14 protein-coding genes and 1 pseudogene are annotated in these 16,850 nt (G+C 65.6%); 7 read left to right on the forward strand and 8 right to left on the reverse strand.

The features are described from left to right. Position 1: 1 nt before the first annotated feature. The 4 genes from DBR23_RS04675 to DBR23_RS04690 are packed head-to-tail and all read right to left on the reverse strand — an operon-like array spanning position 2 to position 3,946. The gene (locus DBR23_RS04675) at positions 2-814 is read right to left on the reverse strand and encodes a carbohydrate ABC transporter permease (RefSeq protein WP_056065372.1); all 813 of its coding nucleotides are present in this window, start codon (positions 812-814) and stop codon (positions 2-4) included. Next, positions 807-1,703, reverse strand: coding sequence for a carbohydrate ABC transporter permease (locus DBR23_RS04680; RefSeq protein WP_108497461.1), 897 nt, complete (start codon positions 1,701-1,703; stop codon positions 807-809). Before DBR23_RS04680 ends, DBR23_RS04675 begins: the two co-directional genes overlap by 8 nt. A 58-nt stretch (positions 1,704-1,761) precedes the next feature. Continuing rightward, positions 1,762-2,853 carry an ABC transporter ATP-binding protein gene (locus DBR23_RS04685; RefSeq protein WP_108497462.1) on the reverse strand — a complete coding sequence of 364 codons (1,092 nt, stop codon included), beginning with the start codon at positions 2,851-2,853 and terminating at the stop codon, positions 1,762-1,764. Between the two features lies 1 nt (position 2,854). After that, on the reverse strand, positions 2,855-3,946 hold the full coding sequence (locus DBR23_RS04690) for an ABC transporter ATP-binding protein (RefSeq protein ID WP_108497463.1): 1,092 nt from the start codon (positions 3,944-3,946) through the stop codon (positions 2,855-2,857). Between the two features lie 235 nt (positions 3,947-4,181). Here DBR23_RS04690 and DBR23_RS04695 point away from each other — a divergent pair, with 235 nt between their 5' ends. The 3 genes from DBR23_RS04695 (at position 4,182) to proC (ending at position 7,456) form a co-directional block, all read left to right on the forward strand. Next, entirely contained in the window at positions 4,182-4,946 is a 765-nt protein-coding gene (locus DBR23_RS04695) for a DeoR/GlpR family DNA-binding transcription regulator (RefSeq protein WP_056065359.1), read from the forward strand. A 21-nt stretch (positions 4,947-4,967) separates the two neighbouring features. Continuing rightward, positions 4,968-6,461, forward strand: coding sequence for a glycerol kinase GlpK (gene glpK / locus DBR23_RS04700; RefSeq protein WP_108497464.1), 1,494 nt, complete (start codon positions 4,968-4,970; stop codon positions 6,459-6,461). Between the two features lie 158 nt (positions 6,462-6,619). After that, complete coding sequence (gene proC, locus DBR23_RS04705) at positions 6,620-7,456, forward strand: pyrroline-5-carboxylate reductase (RefSeq protein ID WP_108497477.1); 837 nt, start codon at positions 6,620-6,622, stop codon at positions 7,454-7,456. A gap of 43 nt (positions 7,457-7,499) precedes the next feature. Here proC and ubiA read toward each other — a convergent pair whose 3' ends face one another. Continuing rightward, the gene (ubiA, locus tag DBR23_RS04710; RefSeq protein WP_199227632.1) at positions 7,500-8,393 is read right to left on the reverse strand and encodes a 4-hydroxybenzoate octaprenyltransferase; all 894 of its coding nucleotides are present in this window, start codon (positions 8,391-8,393) and stop codon (positions 7,500-7,502) included. 196 nt (positions 8,394-8,589) lie between these two features. Between ubiA and DBR23_RS04715 the strand changes: the two genes are divergently transcribed. The 4 genes from DBR23_RS04715 to DBR23_RS04730 are packed head-to-tail and all read left to right on the forward strand — an operon-like array spanning position 8,590 to position 14,675. Next, positions 8,590-12,033, forward strand: coding sequence for a response regulator (locus tag DBR23_RS04715; RefSeq protein ID WP_108497465.1), 3,444 nt, complete (start codon positions 8,590-8,592; stop codon positions 12,031-12,033). Between the two features lie 8 nt (positions 12,034-12,041). After that, complete coding sequence (locus DBR23_RS04720; protein ID WP_108497479.1) at positions 12,042-12,878, forward strand: protein-glutamate O-methyltransferase CheR; 837 nt, start codon at positions 12,042-12,044, stop codon at positions 12,876-12,878. Next, positions 12,875-13,498: a chemotaxis protein CheB gene (locus DBR23_RS04725; RefSeq protein ID WP_108497466.1), complete on the forward strand. Its 624-nt coding sequence runs from the start codon at positions 12,875-12,877 to the stop codon at positions 13,496-13,498. Before DBR23_RS04720 ends, DBR23_RS04725 begins: the two co-directional genes overlap by 4 nt. A 52-nt stretch (positions 13,499-13,550) precedes the next feature. Next, positions 13,551-14,675 (forward strand): hybrid sensor histidine kinase/response regulator, encoded by a 1,125-nt coding sequence (locus tag DBR23_RS04730; protein ID WP_108497467.1) that lies wholly within the window; start codon positions 13,551-13,553, stop codon positions 14,673-14,675. Positions 14,676-14,801: 126 nt separating this feature from the next. Here DBR23_RS04730 and DBR23_RS04735 read toward each other — a convergent pair whose 3' ends face one another. The 3 genes and pseudogenes from DBR23_RS04735 to DBR23_RS30285 all read right to left on the reverse strand — a co-directional run. Further along, a complete protein-coding gene (locus tag DBR23_RS04735) occupies positions 14,802-15,170 on the reverse strand; it encodes a response regulator (RefSeq protein WP_056747877.1) in 369 nt (122 codons plus the stop codon). A gap of 185 nt (positions 15,171-15,355) precedes the next feature. Further along, entirely contained in the window at positions 15,356-15,874 is a 519-nt protein-coding gene (locus tag DBR23_RS04740) for a Dps family protein (RefSeq protein WP_056065336.1), read from the reverse strand. 153 nt (positions 15,875-16,027) lie between these two features. Further along, positions 16,028-16,850 (reverse strand): annotated as a pseudogene (locus tag DBR23_RS30285) (beta-Ala-Xaa dipeptidase); the annotation flags it as partial.

Genomic DNA, 16,850 nt, shown 5'->3' on the forward strand with positions numbered 1-16,850 from the left:
CTCAAACCCGCCCCATCGCAAAGCCTTTTGCGATGTAGTGGCGAACAAACCAGATCACGATCGCACCCGGCACGATGGTCAGCACGCCAGCGGCGGCCAGCGTCGCCCAGTCCATGCCCGAGGCGCTCACCGTGCGCGTCATGGTGGCCACGATGGGCTTGGCATTCACGCTGGTCAGCGTGCGCGCCAGCAGCAGTTCTACCCAGCTGAACATGAAGCAGAAGAACGCTGCCACGCCCACACCAGCCTTGATGAGCGGCAGGAAAATGGTCATGAAAAAGCGCGGAAAGCTGTAGCCATCGATATAGGCCGTCTCATCGATCTCGCGCGGAATACCGCTCATGAAGCCTTCCAGAATCCACACCGCCAGCGGTACGTTGAACAGCAGGTGCGCCAGTGCCACGGCAATGTGCGTGTCCATCAGCCCCACGGTGGTGTAAAGCTGAAAGAACGGCAGCAGGAACACGGCGGGTGGCGTCATGCGGTTGGTCAGCAGCCAGAAGAACACATGCTTGTCGCCCAGGAACTGATAGCGGCTGAAGGCATAAGCAGCGGGCAGCGCCACGGTGAGCGAGATCACCGTGTTGATGCCCACATAGATAAGGCTGTTGATATAGCCCGAATACCAGGACTCGTCCGTGAAGATGGTCTTGTAGTTGGCCCAGGTGAAGTGCTGGGGAAAGAACGTGAAGGTCGAAAGAATCTCCTCGTTCGTCTTGAAGCTCATGTTGACCATCCAGTAGATGGGCAACAGCGCGAACAGCAGGTAGACAACAAGGAAGATCGACCGCTTCTGGAAGCGCTTTTCATTCATGGCCGGCTCCTTCGTTGCTGGCGGTACCCACGCGCTGCATCCAGTTATAGAGGATGAAGCACAGCAGCAGGATGATGAAGAAATAGATCAGCGAAAACGCTGCGGCAGGGCCCAGGTCGAACTGGCCCACGGCCTTGGTCGTCAAGTACTGGCTCAAGAAGGTGGTGGCATTGCCCGGTCCGCCGCCGGTCAGCACGAACGGCTCGGTGTAGATCATGAAGCTGTCCATGAAGCGCAGCAGCACCGCAATCATCAGCACGCCACGCATCTTGGGCAGCTGGATGTAGCGGAACACCGCGAACTTGCTGGCGCCATCGATGCGTGCCGCCTGGTAGTACGCGTCGGGGATGGAGCGCAACCCGGCAAAGGCCAGCAGCGCGACCAGCGGCGTCCAGTGCCACACATCCATCAGCAGCACCGTGAGCCAGGCCTGCGTGGCGTTGCCGGTGTAGCTGTATTCGATGCCCACCTCTTGCAGCAGCCTGCCCATGAGGCCGATGTCGGCACGGCCATAGATCTGCCAGATGGTGCCCACCACGTTCCAGGGGATCAGCAACGACAGCGCCACCACCACCAGCACGGCGGACGACTTCCAGCCCTTAGCAGGCATGGACAGTGCCAGCAGGATGCCCAGCGGAATCTCCACCGCCAGCACAGCCAGCGAGAAGGTGAGCTGGCGCAGCAGCGCGGCGTGCAGTTCCTCGTCGCGCATCACCTGTACGAACCATTCCGTGCCCACGAAGACACGGCGCTCGGGGCTGATGATGTCTTGCACCGAGTAGTTCACCACCGTCATCAGCGGCAGGATGGCCGAGAAGGCCACACACAAAATCACGGGCAGGATCAGGAACCAGGCCTTCTGGTTCACGGGTTTGGTCGTGGTACTCATTGGAAACCTCCGTGCTGCGCACTGCGGTTCTGAGCGCCTTCGGGCGGCCGGGCGGCGCTCATAGGGCGACCTCCGCGGTCAGCAACTGCTCGTTCTGGTAGAAGCAGGTGTGGGTTCCCAGCACCTGCAGCCATGCCGTGTCACCGGCCGATGGCAGCCGCGTCTCGGGCGTGAAGCGCGCCTTGACGGTGTGCTCGCCCACCTTGGCGGTCAGCATCTGGTAGGTGCCGATGTCCTGCACTTGCACCACGTTGCAAGGCAATGCGCCCGGCTGCTGCGGCTGGGCCAGCGCCAAGTATTCGGGCCGGATGCCGACCTGCAGGACACCGTTTGGCAGCGCACGGCCCACGGGGCTGGCCAGGCGGTGCCCGGCCACAGTGAGGCTGTCGCCCTCGCTGTGCGCAGGCAAGAAGTTCATGCCCGGCGAGCCAATGAAGTGCCCCACAAAAGTGTGCGCGGGCCGCTCGAACAAGGCATCGGCCGACCCCACCTGCACGGCCTTGCCGCGCGTCATCACTACCACCTGGTCGGCAAAGGTCAGCGCCTCCACCTGGTCGTGGGTCACGTAGATCAGCGTGAGCTTGAGTTCGTGGTGGATCTGCTTGAGCTTGCGGCGCAGCTGCCACTTGAGGTGCGGGTCGATCACCGTGAGCGGCTCGTCGAACAGCACGGCCGCCACATCGGCGCGCACCAGTCCACGGCCCAGCGAGATCTTCTGCTTGGCGTCGGCCGCGAGGCCTGCCGCGCGCTGGTTGAGCTGGCCGCTCATTTCCAGCATCTCGGCGATCACGCCCACACGCTGCTTGATCTGGTCCTCGGGCACCTTGCGGTTGCGCAGCGGGAAGGCCAGATTCTCGGCCACCGTCATGGTGTCGTAGATCACCGGGAACTGGAACACCTGGGCAATGTTGCGCTCCTGGGGGCTGGCGCGCGTCACGTCACACCCGTCAAACAGCACCTTGCCGTGCGACGGTACGAGCAGGCCCGACATGATGTTGAGCATGGTGGTCTTGCCACAGCCCGAGGGGCCGAGCAGCGCATAGGCACCACCGTCCTCGAACTCCATCTTCAAAGGCAGCAGCGCGTAGTCGCCGTCCTGCTGCGGGTTGGGCTTGTACGAATGCGCCAAGTCCAGGCTGATGCGGGCCATGTCAGCGCCCTCCTTGTGCAGTAGCGGGCCGTGCGGGCGCCCATGCCAGTCGGCCGTCGGCACCAAACACATAAACCTGGGCAGGGTCCAGGTGCAGCGTGATGGGCGTGCCCAGTTCAAAGTAATGCACACCGGTCAGCTGCGCCACCAGGTCACCCCAGGGTGTGGCCGCGTGCACAAAGGTGTCAGAGCCCGAAATTTCGGCCAGCTCGACCACTCCGCCCACGCTGATGTCACCCGGGCGGGCCACCACGCGCAGCGCACTGGCGCGCACGCCTGCGGTGAGCCCTGCAGCCGTGGCCACCCCTTGCGGCAGATGCACCGCCAGCTCCACCCCACCCTGCAGACGCACCCCGGAAGGGGCCGCCGAGGCAGCAATGAGGTTCATGGGCGGGTCGCTGAAAGCGCGCGCCACACGCAGCGAATTGGGGGAATGGAACACCTCGGCGGTGGGGCCGTACTGCAGCAACTGACCTTCGTCGAGCACTGCGGTGTAGCCGCCCAGCAGCAGGGCCTCGCCCGGCTCGGTGGTGGCATAGACCACGGTGGACTGGCCGGCAGCAAACAGCTGGGTCAGCTCCTCGCGCAGTTCTTCGCGCAGCTTGTAGTCCAGGTTCACCAGCGGCTCGTCCAGCAGCATCAGCGGCGCACCCTTGGCCAGCGCACGCGCCAGCGCCACACGCTGCTGCTGCCCGCCGGAGAGTTCGGCCGGGTAACGATCCAGAAACATGTCGATGTGCAGGCGGCTCGCAATCTCACGCACCCTGGCGTCGATGTTCTTTTCACCGCGCAGCTTCAGGGGCGACGCAATGTTGGCCGCCACCTTCATCGAGGGGTAGTTGATGAACTGCTGGTACACCATGGCCACATTGCGGTCGCGCACGGGCATGCCAGTCACATCCACACCATCGACCTTGACGGTGCCCGACGTGGGCGTATCCAGCCCGGCCATGATGCGCATCAGGCTGGTCTTGCCCGCCTGGGTCGCTCCCAGCAATACCGTCACGGCATTGGGCTGCAGCGACAGGTTCATGTCGTACAGCCAGGTCTGCGCCCCGACTTTTTTGCTGATGCCGTCCAACGCCAGCTGCATGAAGCATCCTCTTCCGGCCCTGAGGCCTGTGTGAAAGGGCTGCACACACGCACGGCAGCCCTCAAATTTCGATCTTTTTCATTTTTGTTCCTTTTTGTTCGAATCGAATCAAGGTTTACCCTTAATCAATTCGTTTTTGTTCGATTTACAGTCTTTAGCGTGCCACCGGGCACCAAAGCGAATGTTTCAGATTCGTTACGATTCGGTGACATAACACTGCGCACAACACCCCACCGTGAACACCAATCCCCGCCAACTCCAACTCCTCGAAGAAGTGCGCGCGCGCAAGTCCGCCACGGTGGAACAACTTGCCGACACCCTGGGGGTCACGCTGCAGACGGTGCGCCGAGATGTGCAGCGCCTGGCGGAGTCGGGACTGCTCACGCGCTTTCATGGCGGCGTGCGCGTGCCCAGCTCCACGGTGGAGAACCTGGCGCACACCCAGCGCGAAAACCTGCATGCCGAAGGCAAAGCGCGCATTGCGCGCGCCGTGGCCGAACAGGTGCCCAACGACTGCTCGCTGATCCTGAACATCGGCACCACCACCGAGGCCATTGCCAAGGCGCTGCTGCACCACCGGGGCCTGCGCGTGATCACCAACAACCTCAATGTGGCCGCGATCCTGAGCGGCAACCCCGAGTGCGAGGTCATCGTGGCCGGCGGCGTGGTGCGCGCCCGTGACCGGGGCATCGTGGGCGAAGCGGCGGTGGACTTCATCCGCCAGTTCAAGGTGGACATTGCGCTCATCGGCATTTCAGGCATCGAGCCGGACGGGTCGCTGCGCGACTTCGACTACCGCGAGGTGAAGGTGGCGCAAACCATCATCGAGCACGCGCGGGAGGTCTGGCTGGCGGCCGACTTCAGCAAATTCAACCGCCCGGCGATGGTGCAACTGGCCACGCTGGCGCAGATCGACCGCCTGTTCACCGACGCACCGCCGCCCGAGCCCTTCCCGGCCCTTCTGCAAGATGCTGAAGTCATCTGCACGGTAGCTGCGTAGCTTCACCTATCCTTTGCCCTCATGACCTACCTGCTCGCTCTCGACCAAGGCACCTCCAGCTCCCGCAGCATCGTTTTTGACGAAAGCGGCCACATCGTGGCGCAGGCGCAGCTGGAGCTGCCGCAGATCTACCCCCAGCCCGGCTGGGTGGAGCACGACCCGCTGGAGATCTGGCGCACCCAGCTCGCCACCGCACGCGATGCGCTGGCCAAGGCGGGCATTGCGGCCAGCGACATACGCGCTGTCGGCATCACCAACCAGCGCGAGACCACCGTGCTGTGGCACCGCCAGACCGGCCAGCCCGTGCACCACGCCATCGTGTGGCAGGACCGGCGCGCCGAACCCGCCTGCGCCCAGCTGCGCGAACAAGGCCATGCCGCCACCATCCAGGCCAAGACCGGCCTGCTGGTGGACGCCTACTTCTCCGGCACCAAACTGCAGTGGATGCTGGACCATGTGCCCGGCGCGCGGCAAGCGGCCGAGCGCGGCGAGCTGGCCTTTGGCACGGTGGACAGCTGGCTGATGTGGAAGCTCACCCACGGCAAAGTGCACGTGACGGATGTGAGCAACGCCTCGCGCACCATGCTGTTCAATGTGCACACCAACCAGTGGGACGACGAGCTGCTGGCGCTGCTGCGCATTCCCAAGGCGCTGATGCCCGAGGTGCTGCCGTCCAGCGCCCACTTTGGCGACATCGCGGCCGACCTGCTGGGCCACCCTATCCGTATTGGCGGCGTGGCGGGCGACCAGCAAAGCGCGCTGTTCGGCCAGGCCTGCTTCACGGCGGGCATGGCCAAGAACACCTATGGCACGGGCTGCTTCATGCTCATGCACACAGGCGACAGTTTCCAGACATCGCAAAACGGCCTGCTCACCACCAGCGCGGCGCAGCCGGGCACGCAGCCCGAATTCGCCATGGAAGGCAGCGTGTTCGTGGGCGGCGCCGTGGTCCAGTGGCTGCGCGACGGCCTGCGCGCCATCTCCACCAGCAACGAGGTGGAGTCACTGGCCCAAAGCGTTCCCGATTCGGGCGGCGTGATGATGGTGCCCGCCTTCACCGGCCTGGGCGCCCCGTACTGGAAGCCTGACGCACGCGGCACCATCACGGGCCTCACACGCGGCACCACGCTGGGCCACATTGCGCGCGCGGCGCTCGAAAGCATTGCCTACCAGAGCGCCGCCCTGCTGCTGGCCATGAGCCGCGACGCCGTGGCCGCCGGCGGCGCCCCGGTGAGCGAGCTGCGTGTGGACGGCGGCGCCTGCATCAACGACTTGCTGATGCAGTTCCAGGCCGACCTGCTGGGCATCCCGGTGGTGCGGCCTGCAGTCATCGAGACCACCGCTTTGGGCGCAGCCTACCTGGCAGGGCTGTCGAGCGGCGTGTACCGCAGCACGGATGAACTCGCGCGGCTGTGGCGCGCCGACCGCCGCTTTGTGCCCACGCTCAGCAGCGCGCGTGCGCAGGAGCTGATGGCGAACTGGGAGCATGCGGTGCGCCAAACTACGGCAGCCTGAGGTCCCCGCGGCGCTGGGGTGACAAGGTCTCTGCCGTCCCAGTAGCCCGTCTTTCCTCCCATGAGTCCTGCCGCTGTCGCCGCTGCAGACATGGACTGACGGCCCGGCGGCGCTACCATCGTGGCCCTTCCTTGTTTGCCACCTTGCCTGCACGCACCATGAGCCAGACCACTGCCTCCCCAAACCTCCCCACCATCGCCTTCATCGGCGGCGGCAACATGGCCAGCGCCATCATCGGCGGCCTGATCGGCCAGGGCCACCCCGTGAGCCAGATCGAGGTGGTCGAGCCCTACGCCCCCACGCGCGAGGCGTTGCTCAAGAACTTTGGACTCACGGCGCAGCCCGAGGCGGGCGCTGCACTGCAGCGCGCCAGCATCGTGGTCTGGGCGGTCAAGCCCCAGACCTTCAAGGACGCCGCCGCACAGGCCAAGGCGCACACCCAGCAGGCCCTGCACCTGAGCGTGGCGGCGGGCATCCGCTCGGACAGCATCGCCCAGTGGCTGGGCACCGAGCGCATCGTGCGCACCATGCCCAACACGCCCGCGCTGGTGGGCAAGGGCATGAGCGCGATCTACGCACGCCCCGCCGTGACCAGCGCCGAGCGCCAGAACGTGGAGGCCATCATGGCGTCCACCGGCGAATTCCTGTGGGTGGAGAGCGAGACCCAGCTGGACGCTGTCACCGCCCTCTCGGGCTCGGGCCCGGCCTATGTGTTCTATTTCCTCGAAGCCATGACGCGCGCTGGTGTGGGCATGGGCCTGACCGAAGCGCAGGCGCACCAGCTGGCCGTGGGCACCTTTGTGGGCGCCTCGGAGCTGGCCCGCCGCTCGGACGAGCCGCCGGCCGTGCTGCGCGAACGTGTCACCTCCAAGGGCGGCACGACCTATGCGGCCCTGCAGTCGATGGAAGCCAGCGGCGTGTCGCAGGCGTTCGAGGCCGCCATGCGCGCCGCCGAAAAGCGTGCCAACGAACTCGGCAACGAGTTCGGATCTTGATGTTTTGGGGCGGTAGCGCTAGTCGATCAAGCGCTGACCGCTATTAATTTGTGAGTACCGCCCGCACCAGATAGCCGCCCGCAATGCCCGCAAACACCGTGGCGCCCAGCCAGTGGTTGATGCGGAACGCCTTGAAGCAGCCGTCGCGGGTGCGGGTGCGGATCAGGGTGAAGTGCCACACGGCCTGGGCCAGCGCCACCGCAAGCGCTACATAAAATATAGCACCCAAGGCATACGGTTGTAGCGCTACCGCCCAAATACCCAAGAAAAGCAGATAAAACACCACGATGGCGGCCACATCCAGCCGCCCGAGGGTGATGGCCGAGGTCTTGATGCCTATCTTGAGGTCGTCGTCCCGGTCCACCATGGCGTATTCGGTGTCGTAGGCCAGCACCCAGAACATATTGCCCAGCCACATCCACCACGCCACCGCAGGCACGCTGCCCTGCACGGCGGCAAACGCGATGACGATGCCGAAGTTGAACGCAATGCCCAGCACCGCCTGGGGCATGGAGATGATGCGTTTGGTGAAAGGGTAGGCAATGGCCACCAGCACGGCGGGCACCGACCAGGCGATGGCGGCGGTGTTGGTGGTGAGCACCAGGCCAAACGACACCAGCGCCAGCAGCGCCCCCAGGCCCAGAGCCTCCTTCACCGACACCGCACCGGTGGTGACCGGGCGCTGCGCAGTACGCTTAACGTGTTTGTCAAAGTCGCGGTCGGCCACGTCGTTCACACAGCAGCCCGCGCTGCGCATGAGGATGGTGCCCAGCACAAACACCGCCAGCAGGTGCCAGCCCGGGAAGCCGTCGGCCGCAATCCAGAGCGCGCTCAGCGTGGGCCACAGGCACACCAGCCAGCCAGCAGGGCGGTCCCAGCGGATCAGGTCGAGATAGAGCGAAAAACGGCTGCGGGGGGAAACAGGGGACGACGACATGATGGGACCATTACAAGAGCAGGCTCCGCAGCAAGACGCTGCGGCGGGTGGCGGGCCACGGGCGCACAGAATGTAGCAGCAGCGCCGCGACTGGGGCACGCATCCCCGGGGCCAGGTAACAGCCCCAGCGCGAGCACAAAACCCGTTAAAGTCTCCGCTCGTTCCGCCAACGCACCGCCCTCTGGGGCACCCACGCATGCCCCATACATCGACCTCCCAGGCCGCCACGCGTTTTGCTGTCCCCCGCGGAATGCTGGTGGGATTTGTGATTGCTGCCCTCGCCACGGTGCTGATCGCGCTGGTGAACTTCCGCACCGCCCAGGTGCGCGCGCAAGCGGTGGAAGCCATGGACGAAACCACGGTGACCATGCGCCACCTCAACCTGTTCGTGTCCTCGCTGAAAGACGCCGAGACCGGGCAACGCGGCTATCTGCTGACGGGGGACGACACCTATCTGCAGCCCTACAACCTGTCGCTGGGCGCCATGGAGCGCAACATGGCGCGCCTCAAGGAGCTGACGGACGACAGCGCCGTGCAGCGCCGCCTCGTCGTGCAGATCGACGACCTGCGCCACGAAAAACTGCGCGAGCTGGGCGAGACCATTGAACTGCGCCGCTCAAAAGGCCAGGAGGCCGCCGTGGCCGTAACCCGCAGTGATGCCGGCAGGGTGCTGATGGACCGCATCCGCGACCTGGCGTCGGACCTGTCCACGCTGCTGAACCAGCAGCTGGAAAGTGACCGCAAGCAGTGGGTAGAGGCGGCCTCGATGTCCACCTATTACTCCTGGGGCGGATCGTTCGTGCTGCTGGTGCTCATCTGCCTGTCGGCCGCCGCCAATGCGCGGGAGTACCGCCTCAAGGCGCAGCAGTCGTGGGTGGCGGCCGGCCTCAACGGGCTGAGCCAACGCATCCAGGGCGACCACCGGCTGGAGGACCTGGGCCAGCTCACGCTCGAATACCTGGCGCAATACCTGCGCGCGGCCGTGGGGGCAGGCTACGTGGCCGACTGCAACGGCGCACTCACCCTGTTTGGTGGCTACGCCCTGCCCCGCGAACGGCTGGAGCAGCGCCTGCTGCCCGGCGAAGGCCTGGTGGGCCAGGTCGCGCGCTCGCGCCAGATGCTGCATGTGCGCGATGTGCCCGCCGGGCACCTGATGGTGTCGTCCAGCACCGGCCAGTCCGCACCGACCGAGCTGCTGCTGGCGCCCGCCATCGAAAACGGCGAAGTGTTTGCCGTGATCGAGCTGGGCTTTCATCGCCCGCTGACCGAGCCTGAGCGCGCCCTGATGGAACGCGCCTCGGGCATTCTGGCGGTGGCGATCCGCGCGGGGATTGACCGCAACCGCCTGGAAGCCTTACTGGAAGAAACCCAGCGCCAGTCCGAGGAGCTGCAGACCCAGCAAGAAGAGCTGCGTGTGAGCAACGAGGAGCTGGAGCAGCAAAGCCGCATCCTTCAAGAGTCGCAGGCCCAGATGGAGGTGCAGCAGACCGAGCTGGAGCAGACCAACGCCCACCTGGAGGCGCAGACCCAGCAACTGGAATACCAGCGCGAGCAACTGCTGCACGCCCAAAGCGCCATGACGGACAAGGCGCGCGAACTGGAGCTGGCCAGCCAGTACAAGAGCGAGTTCCTGGCCAACATGAGCCACGAGCTGCGCACACCGCTCAACTCCACCCTGATCCTGGCCAAGCTGTTGGCAGACAACAAGCCGGGCAACCTGAGCGCCGACCAGGTGAAGTACGCGCAGACCATCTACGCGGCGGGCAACGACCTGCTGGCACTCATCAACGACATCCTCGACCTGTCCAAGATCGAGGCCGGCCAGGCCACCGTGTCGGTGGAAACGGTGACGCTGTCCAAGGCCCTGCAAACCCTGATCGACCCGCTGCGCCCGCTGGCGCAAGAAAAGGGCCTGACGTTCACTGCCACCGTCGCGCCCGACGCACCCGCCACGCTGGACACCGACCCGCAGCGCCTGGGGCAGGTGCTCAAGAACCTGCTGTCCAACGCGCTCAAGTTCACCGAGAAGGGCTCGGTGGCGCTGCATGTGTCGCGCAACCCGGACGACACCCTGTCGTTTGCCGTCAAGGACACGGGCATCGGCATTCCGGCGCACCAGCAGGAACTGATCTTCGAAGCCTTCCGGCAGGCCGATGGCAGCACCCACCGCAAATACGGCGGCACAGGCCTGGGCCTGTCGATCTCGCGCGATCTGGCTCAGCTGCTGGGTGGGTCCATCCACGTGCACAGCACGCCGGGCGAGGGCAGCGTATTCACCCTGGTCCTGCCCCAGAAGCTGGTGCCTTCGTCGCCTGAAGCTGAATCCGCAATGCCGGTGGCGGCGCCTGCGCCAGCCCACGCGACGGCACCGGTCGTCGCACCGGCTGCTTCGGCCCCCGCGTTGCCACCCGTGGCGGCCCCCACCGCACCCGCAGCCCCGCGCCGCGCGAGCGCGCGCAGCATTCTGGTGATTGAGGATGACGTGCGCTTTGCGCAGATCCTGAGCGACCTGGCCGGTGAGATGGACTTTGACTGCCACCTGGCCCATAACGCGGCCGACGGCCTGGCCTATGCGGTACACAGCCTGCCCAGCGCCATCGTGCTGGACGTGAACCTGCCCGACTTCTCGGGCCTGGGCGTACTCGACCAACTCAAGCGCAACCCGGCCACGCGCCACATTCCGGTGCATGTGGTCTCGGTGGCTGATTACTCGCAAGAGGCACTGGGCCGGGGCGCCGTGGGCTACGCCCTCAAGCCCGTCAAGCGCGACGAACTGGTGCATGCCCTGCAGCGGCTGGAAGCCAAGTTCACCCAGAACCTGCGGCGCGTGCTGGTGGTGGAAGACGACGAACGCCAGCGCGAGAGCGTGCGCCACCTGCTCACCAACGACGACGTGGAGATCGTGGGCGCCGGCACGGCAGCCGAGGCGCTGGCGCACCTGCGCGGCTCCACCTTTGACTGCATGGTGATGGACCTGAACCTGCCCGACCTGAGCGGCTACGAATTGCTGCAGCAGATGACGGAGCAGGACGGCGTCTCCTTCCCGCCCGTCATCGTGTACACAGGCCGCGCCCTGTCGCGCGACGAGGAGCAGCAGCTGCGCCGGTTTTCCAAGTCCATCATCATCAAGGACGCCCGCTCCCCCGAGCGGCTGCTCGACGAGGTCACGCTGTTCCTGCACCAGGTGGAGTCGGAGCTGTCGGCAGAGCACCGCCAGATGCTGCAGGTGGCCCGCAACCGCGAGACTGCCCTGGAAGGCCGCAACGTGCTGGTGGTGGAAGACGATGTGCGCAACGTGTTTGCGCTCTCCAGCATCCTGGAGCCCACCGGCATCCGCGTGGAGATTGCGCGCAACGGCCTGGAGGCCCTGCAGGCGCTGGAGCGCGCCGGCAGCGGCGGCCACCCTGCGATTGACCTGGTGCTGATGGACATCATGATGCCGGAGATGGACGGCTACACCGCCATGCGCGAGATCCGCAACCGCCCCGAGTGGCGCCGCCTGCCCATCATCGCGTTGACCGCCAAGGCCATGAAGGACGATCAGGAAAAATGCCTGGCCGCCGGGGCCAATGACTACATCGCCAAACCGCTGGACGTGGAGAAGCTGCTGTCTCTGGTGCGGGTGTGGATGCCCAAGTAGGCCCCGCCATGCCCCATCGCAAGGCCCGCACCGCCGACATCGAGCAGCGCCTGCTGATCGATGCCATCTACCACCGCTACCACTACGACTTCAGGGGCTACGCGCAGGCGTCGCTCAAGCGGCGGCTGGCGTCGGCGCTGGTGCAGTTTGACTGCAAGACGCTGTCGCAGCTGCAGGACCGCGTACTGCACGAACCCGCCGTGTTCCCTGCGCTGCTCGAATACCTCACCGTGCAGGTGAGCGACATGTTCCGCGACCCCAGCTACTTCCAGGCGCTGCGCCAGGAGGTGGTGCCACTGCTGCGCACCTACCCGTCGCTCAAGGTCTGGGTGGCCGGGTGCAGCGCGGGAGAAGAGGTTTATTCGCTGGCCATCCTGCTGCAGGAAGAAGGCCTGCTGGACCGCACGCTGATCTACGCCACGGACATCAACCCGCACGCGCTGCGCGCCGCCGAGGCGGGTGTGTTCGACCTGTCCCGGGTGCCTGCCTTCACCGAGAACCATGCGCGCTCGGGCGCCCGCAGCTCGTTGTCGGACTACTACGCTGCCGGCTATGGCCGCGTGGTGTTCGACAAGGGCTTGCGCGAGCACATGGTGTTCTCTGACCACAGCCTGGCCACCGACAGCGTGTTTGCCGAGGTCCATCTGGTGTCCTGCCGCAATGTGCTCATTTACTTCGAGCGCGACCTGCAGAACCGTGCACTCGGGCTGTTCCGCGAGTCGCTGTGCCACCGGGGCTTCCTGGGCCTGGGCTCCAAGGAGTCATTGCGGTTTTCTGCGCACACCGATGCCTTCGAGGACTTCGTGCTGGAGGACCGCATCTACCGAAAAAAGGCCGGACAATGACCAGCCCCGCCCTGGCGCCAAGGCCATCGCCACCGGGGGGCTACCACGCCGTCGTGGTGGGTGGCTCTTCGGGTGGTATTGATGCCCTCTTGCAGCTGCTGCCCGCGCTGCCCGCCACACTGCAGGCCGCGGTTCTGGTCGTGCTGCACCTGCCCCGGGACCGGCGCAGCCTGCTGGTGGACATCTTCCAGCCCCGCTGCGCCCTGGCGCTGCGCGAGGCGCAGGACAAGGACGCCATCACGCCAGGCTCGGCCAGCTTTGCGCCACCCGACTATCACCTGCTGGTCGATGCTGGCCCCCAGGGACCGCATGTGGGGCTGTCGCTGGACGCGCCTCTGCATTTTTCCCGCCCCTCCATCGACGTGCTGTTCGAATCGGCGGCAGACCACTACGGCCCCCGGCTGGTGGGCATCCTGCTGTCGGGAGCCAACGAAGACGGTGTGCACGGCCTGCAAGCCATTCAGGCGGCGGGCGGCCTCACGATCGTGCAAGACCCCGCCAGCGCCAGCATGCCCACCATGCCGCAGGCGGCCATCGCGGCCTTGGCGGTTGACCACATCCTGCCCCCCGAAGGCATTGCCAGGCTGCTGGTGGACCTGCACCGCCGCCAGCAGCTTTGATACGGGCATATGCGTCCTTCCTTGAGAACCCCATCCACCCTCCCCACCGCCCATGCCCCAGACCGACCGCACCAAATGCCTGCTCGTTGACGATGTCGAGGAAAACCTGATCGCCCTGGAGGCGCTGCTGCAACGCGACGGGCTGGACATCCTCAAGGCCCAGTCGGGCCCCGAGGCCCTGGAACTGCTGCTGGCGCATGACGACGTGGCCCTGGCCTTGCTGGACGTGCAGATGCCCGACATGAACGGCTTCGAGCTGGCGGAACTGATCCGGGGCAGCGAGCGCACCCGGCACATCCCGCTCATCTTCATGACGGCGGGCTCACGCGAGCAGAACTGGCAGTTCCGGGGGTACGAGAGCGGGGCGGTGGACTTTCTCTACAAACCCATCGACCCGCACATGCTCACCAACAAGGCAAGCGTGTTCTTTGAACTGCACCGGCGCAAGCAGGCGCTGGCGCACGAGCTGCGCGCGCGCACTGAGGCCTTGCGCATCAACGAAATGTTCATGGCAGTGCTGAGCCACGACCTGCGCACACCGCTGCAGTCCATCGTCGCGGCGGCCACCGTGCTCAAGCGCCAGCCGCCCCCCGACAAGGCGGTGCTGATGGCCGACCGGGTGCTGGGCGCCAGCCAGCGCATGGGCCACATGATCGAAGACCTGCTGGACGTGACCCGCATTCGCCAGGCGGGCGGGCTGGCCCTTCAGCTGGGCCCTGCCCACATGCAGGCGCTGGTGCAGCGCACGCTGGACGAGGTGGCCACCAGCCACCCGGAACGCCCCATCGATTCCACCCTGCAGGGAGACCTGGCAGGCACCTGGGATGCGGAGCGCCTGTGTCAAGTGGTCACCAATCTGGTCGGCAATGCACTGCACCACGGCAGCGCCGACCACCCCGTACGAATTGCGGTGGACGGGACCCGCCCCGAGCAGGTGAGCATCACGGTGGCCAACGGCGGCACCATCCCCCCCGAGCTGTTACCGCATTTGTTCGACCCTTTCCGGGGAGGAGAACGCGAGCCTGGCCGCCACCAGGGTCTGGGGCTGGGGCTTTTTATTGCACACCAGATCGTGCGGGCCCACCGTGGAACCATCGAAGCCAGGTCGCAAGACAATGTCACCACCTTCCAGGTGACACTGCCGCGCCATTCGCCAGCGCGCCCGCACCGCAGTTGACCATGCCATGCACGCGCAGCCAGCGTGCCCACCAGCAGACAAGCCGACCGCCGGAAGCCGTGAAGGCGCTACCAGGGTGATATGACAGGGGGGAGACAAACCGCGAGCGGGCGGTGCCCGCAAGCGTCAGCCGGCGGCCGAGGCCAGCGCGCTTTGGATGGAATCGAGCAGCTGCTCCAGCTCTTCCAGTTCGAAGGGTTTGAGCAAGGCGCGCACGTTCGGCCCCCAATTGCTCGGATGGCTGCCCAGTTCATACCCGGAACACAGCACCACCCAGCGCTGCGGATCATCTGCCAGCAGTTGGCGGGCCAGATCCGTGCCCGAAAGGCCGGGCAGGCTGACATCTGTCACCAGCACGTCAAAGGGGTCGCCAGCATCCAGCGCCAGCGCCTCTTCGGCAGAGGCGCAGGGCGTGACCGTCCGGCCTTCGCCTTCCATGAGCATGCCGATGGTCTCGCGCAGCTCCGGGTTGTCTTCAACGTACAGGATTCGCATACATCACAGGGAGTTGATCCGCCATGCCGTCCTGCGGGAAGGGAGCATGACCAAAACCCGCATCATGCGCAGGCGACCGTGCTGCGCCGTGTAGGACAAGGCGCTATTCTGAGCGCCTGTGCCATCTCCCTCGCGCGCAGCCGGGCCGAGCGTCGGCCGACGCGCGCAGGGGAAGGAGAGCCCTTTTATTCTTCCAGCAGCGAGCGCAGCATCCACGCCGTCTGTTCGTGCACCGTGAGGCGCTGGGTCAGCAGGTCAGCCGTGGGCTCGTCGCTGGCCTTGTCGGCCAGAGGGAACAGGCTGCGCGCCGTGCGGGCCACGGCTTCGTGGCCCTCAACCAGCACACGCACCATGTCCAGCGCCTTGGGGGGCTTGGCGGGGGCGTCCGGCACCGTCGCCAGCTTGCCAAACTCGGCATAAGAACCTGGTGCCACATGGCCCAGCGAGCGGATGCGCTCGGCAATCGGATCCACCGCGTTCCACAGTTCTGTGTACTGCGCCATGAACATGGTGTGCAGGGTGTTGAACATGGGGCCCGTGACGTTCCAGTGGAAGTTGTGGGTGGTGAGGTACAGCGTGTAGGTGTCGGCCAGCAGGCGCGACAGGCCCTGAGCGATGGCAGCGCGATCCTTGTCGCTGATGCCGATGTTGATGCTGGGGGCTGAGGTTTTGCCGGATGCGGCTTTGCCAGGAGCTTTGGCCATAGGGAGGTTCCTTCCGTGCGGAGAACATGAAACACCCCGCGCTGTGCGGGATCCTCAAATACTGTAGCGCAAGCGACTGGTCCCCCATGTCAGCCAAGGCCGATGCCTTGCACCTGGGTCAAGAAAACGCAAGCGGAGCCAAGCCCCACAGGCTTATTGCATGTGCGGCAAGTTGCCAATGCGCACCAGCATCTCGGTGAACATCTGCATGTCGGCATCCAGGTCCGCCACTTCCTTGAACTCCTTGGCATTGTGGGCGGTGTACTTCTTGCCAGGCATGGCTGGGCCAAAGTTGATGGCGTTGGGCATCAGCTTGGCGGTGGTGCTGCCGGCCGTGGGCACGGGCTTGGCTTCGAGGCCGGTGGTGTCGCCAAAAGTGTTGAGCAACGTGGCCAGCCAGGCGCCCTTGGGGTCGCGGGCCATCCAGTTGCCTTGGTTGTGGTCCACCTCCACCGCCACACCCGCCTGGGTGCCCCAGGCCTTGATGCGTTCGGTGGTGGCTTTGGCCAGTGCTTCGGGCGTGTTGCCCCGGGGCATGCGCACGTTCACCAGCACATCGACCTTGCCATCCTTTTCGCGGATGAGGTTGGGAGACATCGTGAGCGGGCCCATGAAGTCATCGCTGTAGGCCAGCCCCATCGTACGACCCAGGTAGTCGGTGCCATACAGGTCTGTGAGGTAACGCACGGCCTGCGCGTAGCCATTGGGGGCCAGCACTAGGCCCGACTCCTTGATGAACAGCGCCAGGCGCGGCAGCGGGTTCACGCCTTCTTCGGGGCGCGAGCCGTGGGCCGATGCGCCCGTGACCTTGACCAAGACGTCTGCGCCTTCACGCGCCACATCGATGCTGAACTTGCCGCCCTGGCTGGTGTATTTGCCGATAAAGGCGTCCTTGCCAGCGCTGAGCTGGCGGGTGGTGGCATCGGCGTTGCCGCCACGCAGGCGGGCCGTGGCCGTCTGGGGCACGGCGTTGGCC

Origin of the sequence: Acidovorax sp. HMWF018, from assembly GCF_003061035.1 — a bacterium.
GTDB classification, from domain to species: Bacteria; Pseudomonadota; Gammaproteobacteria; order Burkholderiales; family Burkholderiaceae_C; genus Acidovorax; species Acidovorax delafieldii.

Excerpts from the sequence above, each read along its gene's own strand:
- DBR23_RS04675 (WP_056065372.1), bottom strand. The coding sequence starts at position 814 with ATGAATGAAAAGCGCTTCCAGAAGCGGTCGATCTTCCTTGTTGTCTAC.
- DBR23_RS04680 (WP_108497461.1), bottom strand. The coding sequence starts at position 1,703 with ATGAGTACCACGACCAAACCCGTGAACCAGAAGGCCTGGTTCCTGATC.
- DBR23_RS04685 (WP_108497462.1), bottom strand. The coding sequence starts at position 2,853 with ATGGCCCGCATCAGCCTGGACTTGGCGCATTCGTACAAGCCCAACCCG.
- DBR23_RS04690 (WP_108497463.1), bottom strand. The coding sequence starts at position 3,946 with ATGCAGCTGGCGTTGGACGGCATCAGCAAAAAAGTCGGGGCGCAGACC.
- glpK (WP_108497464.1), top strand. The coding sequence starts at position 4,968 with ATGACCTACCTGCTCGCTCTCGACCAAGGCACCTCCAGCTCCCGCAGC.
- proC (WP_108497477.1), top strand. The coding sequence starts at position 6,620 with ATGAGCCAGACCACTGCCTCCCCAAACCTCCCCACCATCGCCTTCATC.
- ubiA (WP_199227632.1), bottom strand. The coding sequence starts at position 8,393 with ATGTCGTCGTCCCCTGTTTCCCCCCGCAGCCGTTTTTCGCTCTATCTC.
- DBR23_RS04715 (WP_108497465.1), top strand. The coding sequence starts at position 8,590 with ATGCCCCATACATCGACCTCCCAGGCCGCCACGCGTTTTGCTGTCCCC.
- DBR23_RS04720 (WP_108497479.1), top strand. The coding sequence starts at position 12,042 with ATGCCCCATCGCAAGGCCCGCACCGCCGACATCGAGCAGCGCCTGCTG.
- DBR23_RS04725 (WP_108497466.1), top strand. The coding sequence starts at position 12,875 with ATGACCAGCCCCGCCCTGGCGCCAAGGCCATCGCCACCGGGGGGCTAC.
- DBR23_RS04730 (WP_108497467.1), top strand. The coding sequence starts at position 13,551 with ATGCCCCAGACCGACCGCACCAAATGCCTGCTCGTTGACGATGTCGAG.
- DBR23_RS04735 (WP_056747877.1), bottom strand. The coding sequence starts at position 15,170 with ATGCGAATCCTGTACGTTGAAGACAACCCGGAGCTGCGCGAGACCATC.
- DBR23_RS04740 (WP_056065336.1), bottom strand. The coding sequence starts at position 15,874 with ATGGCCAAAGCTCCTGGCAAAGCCGCATCCGGCAAAACCTCAGCCCCC.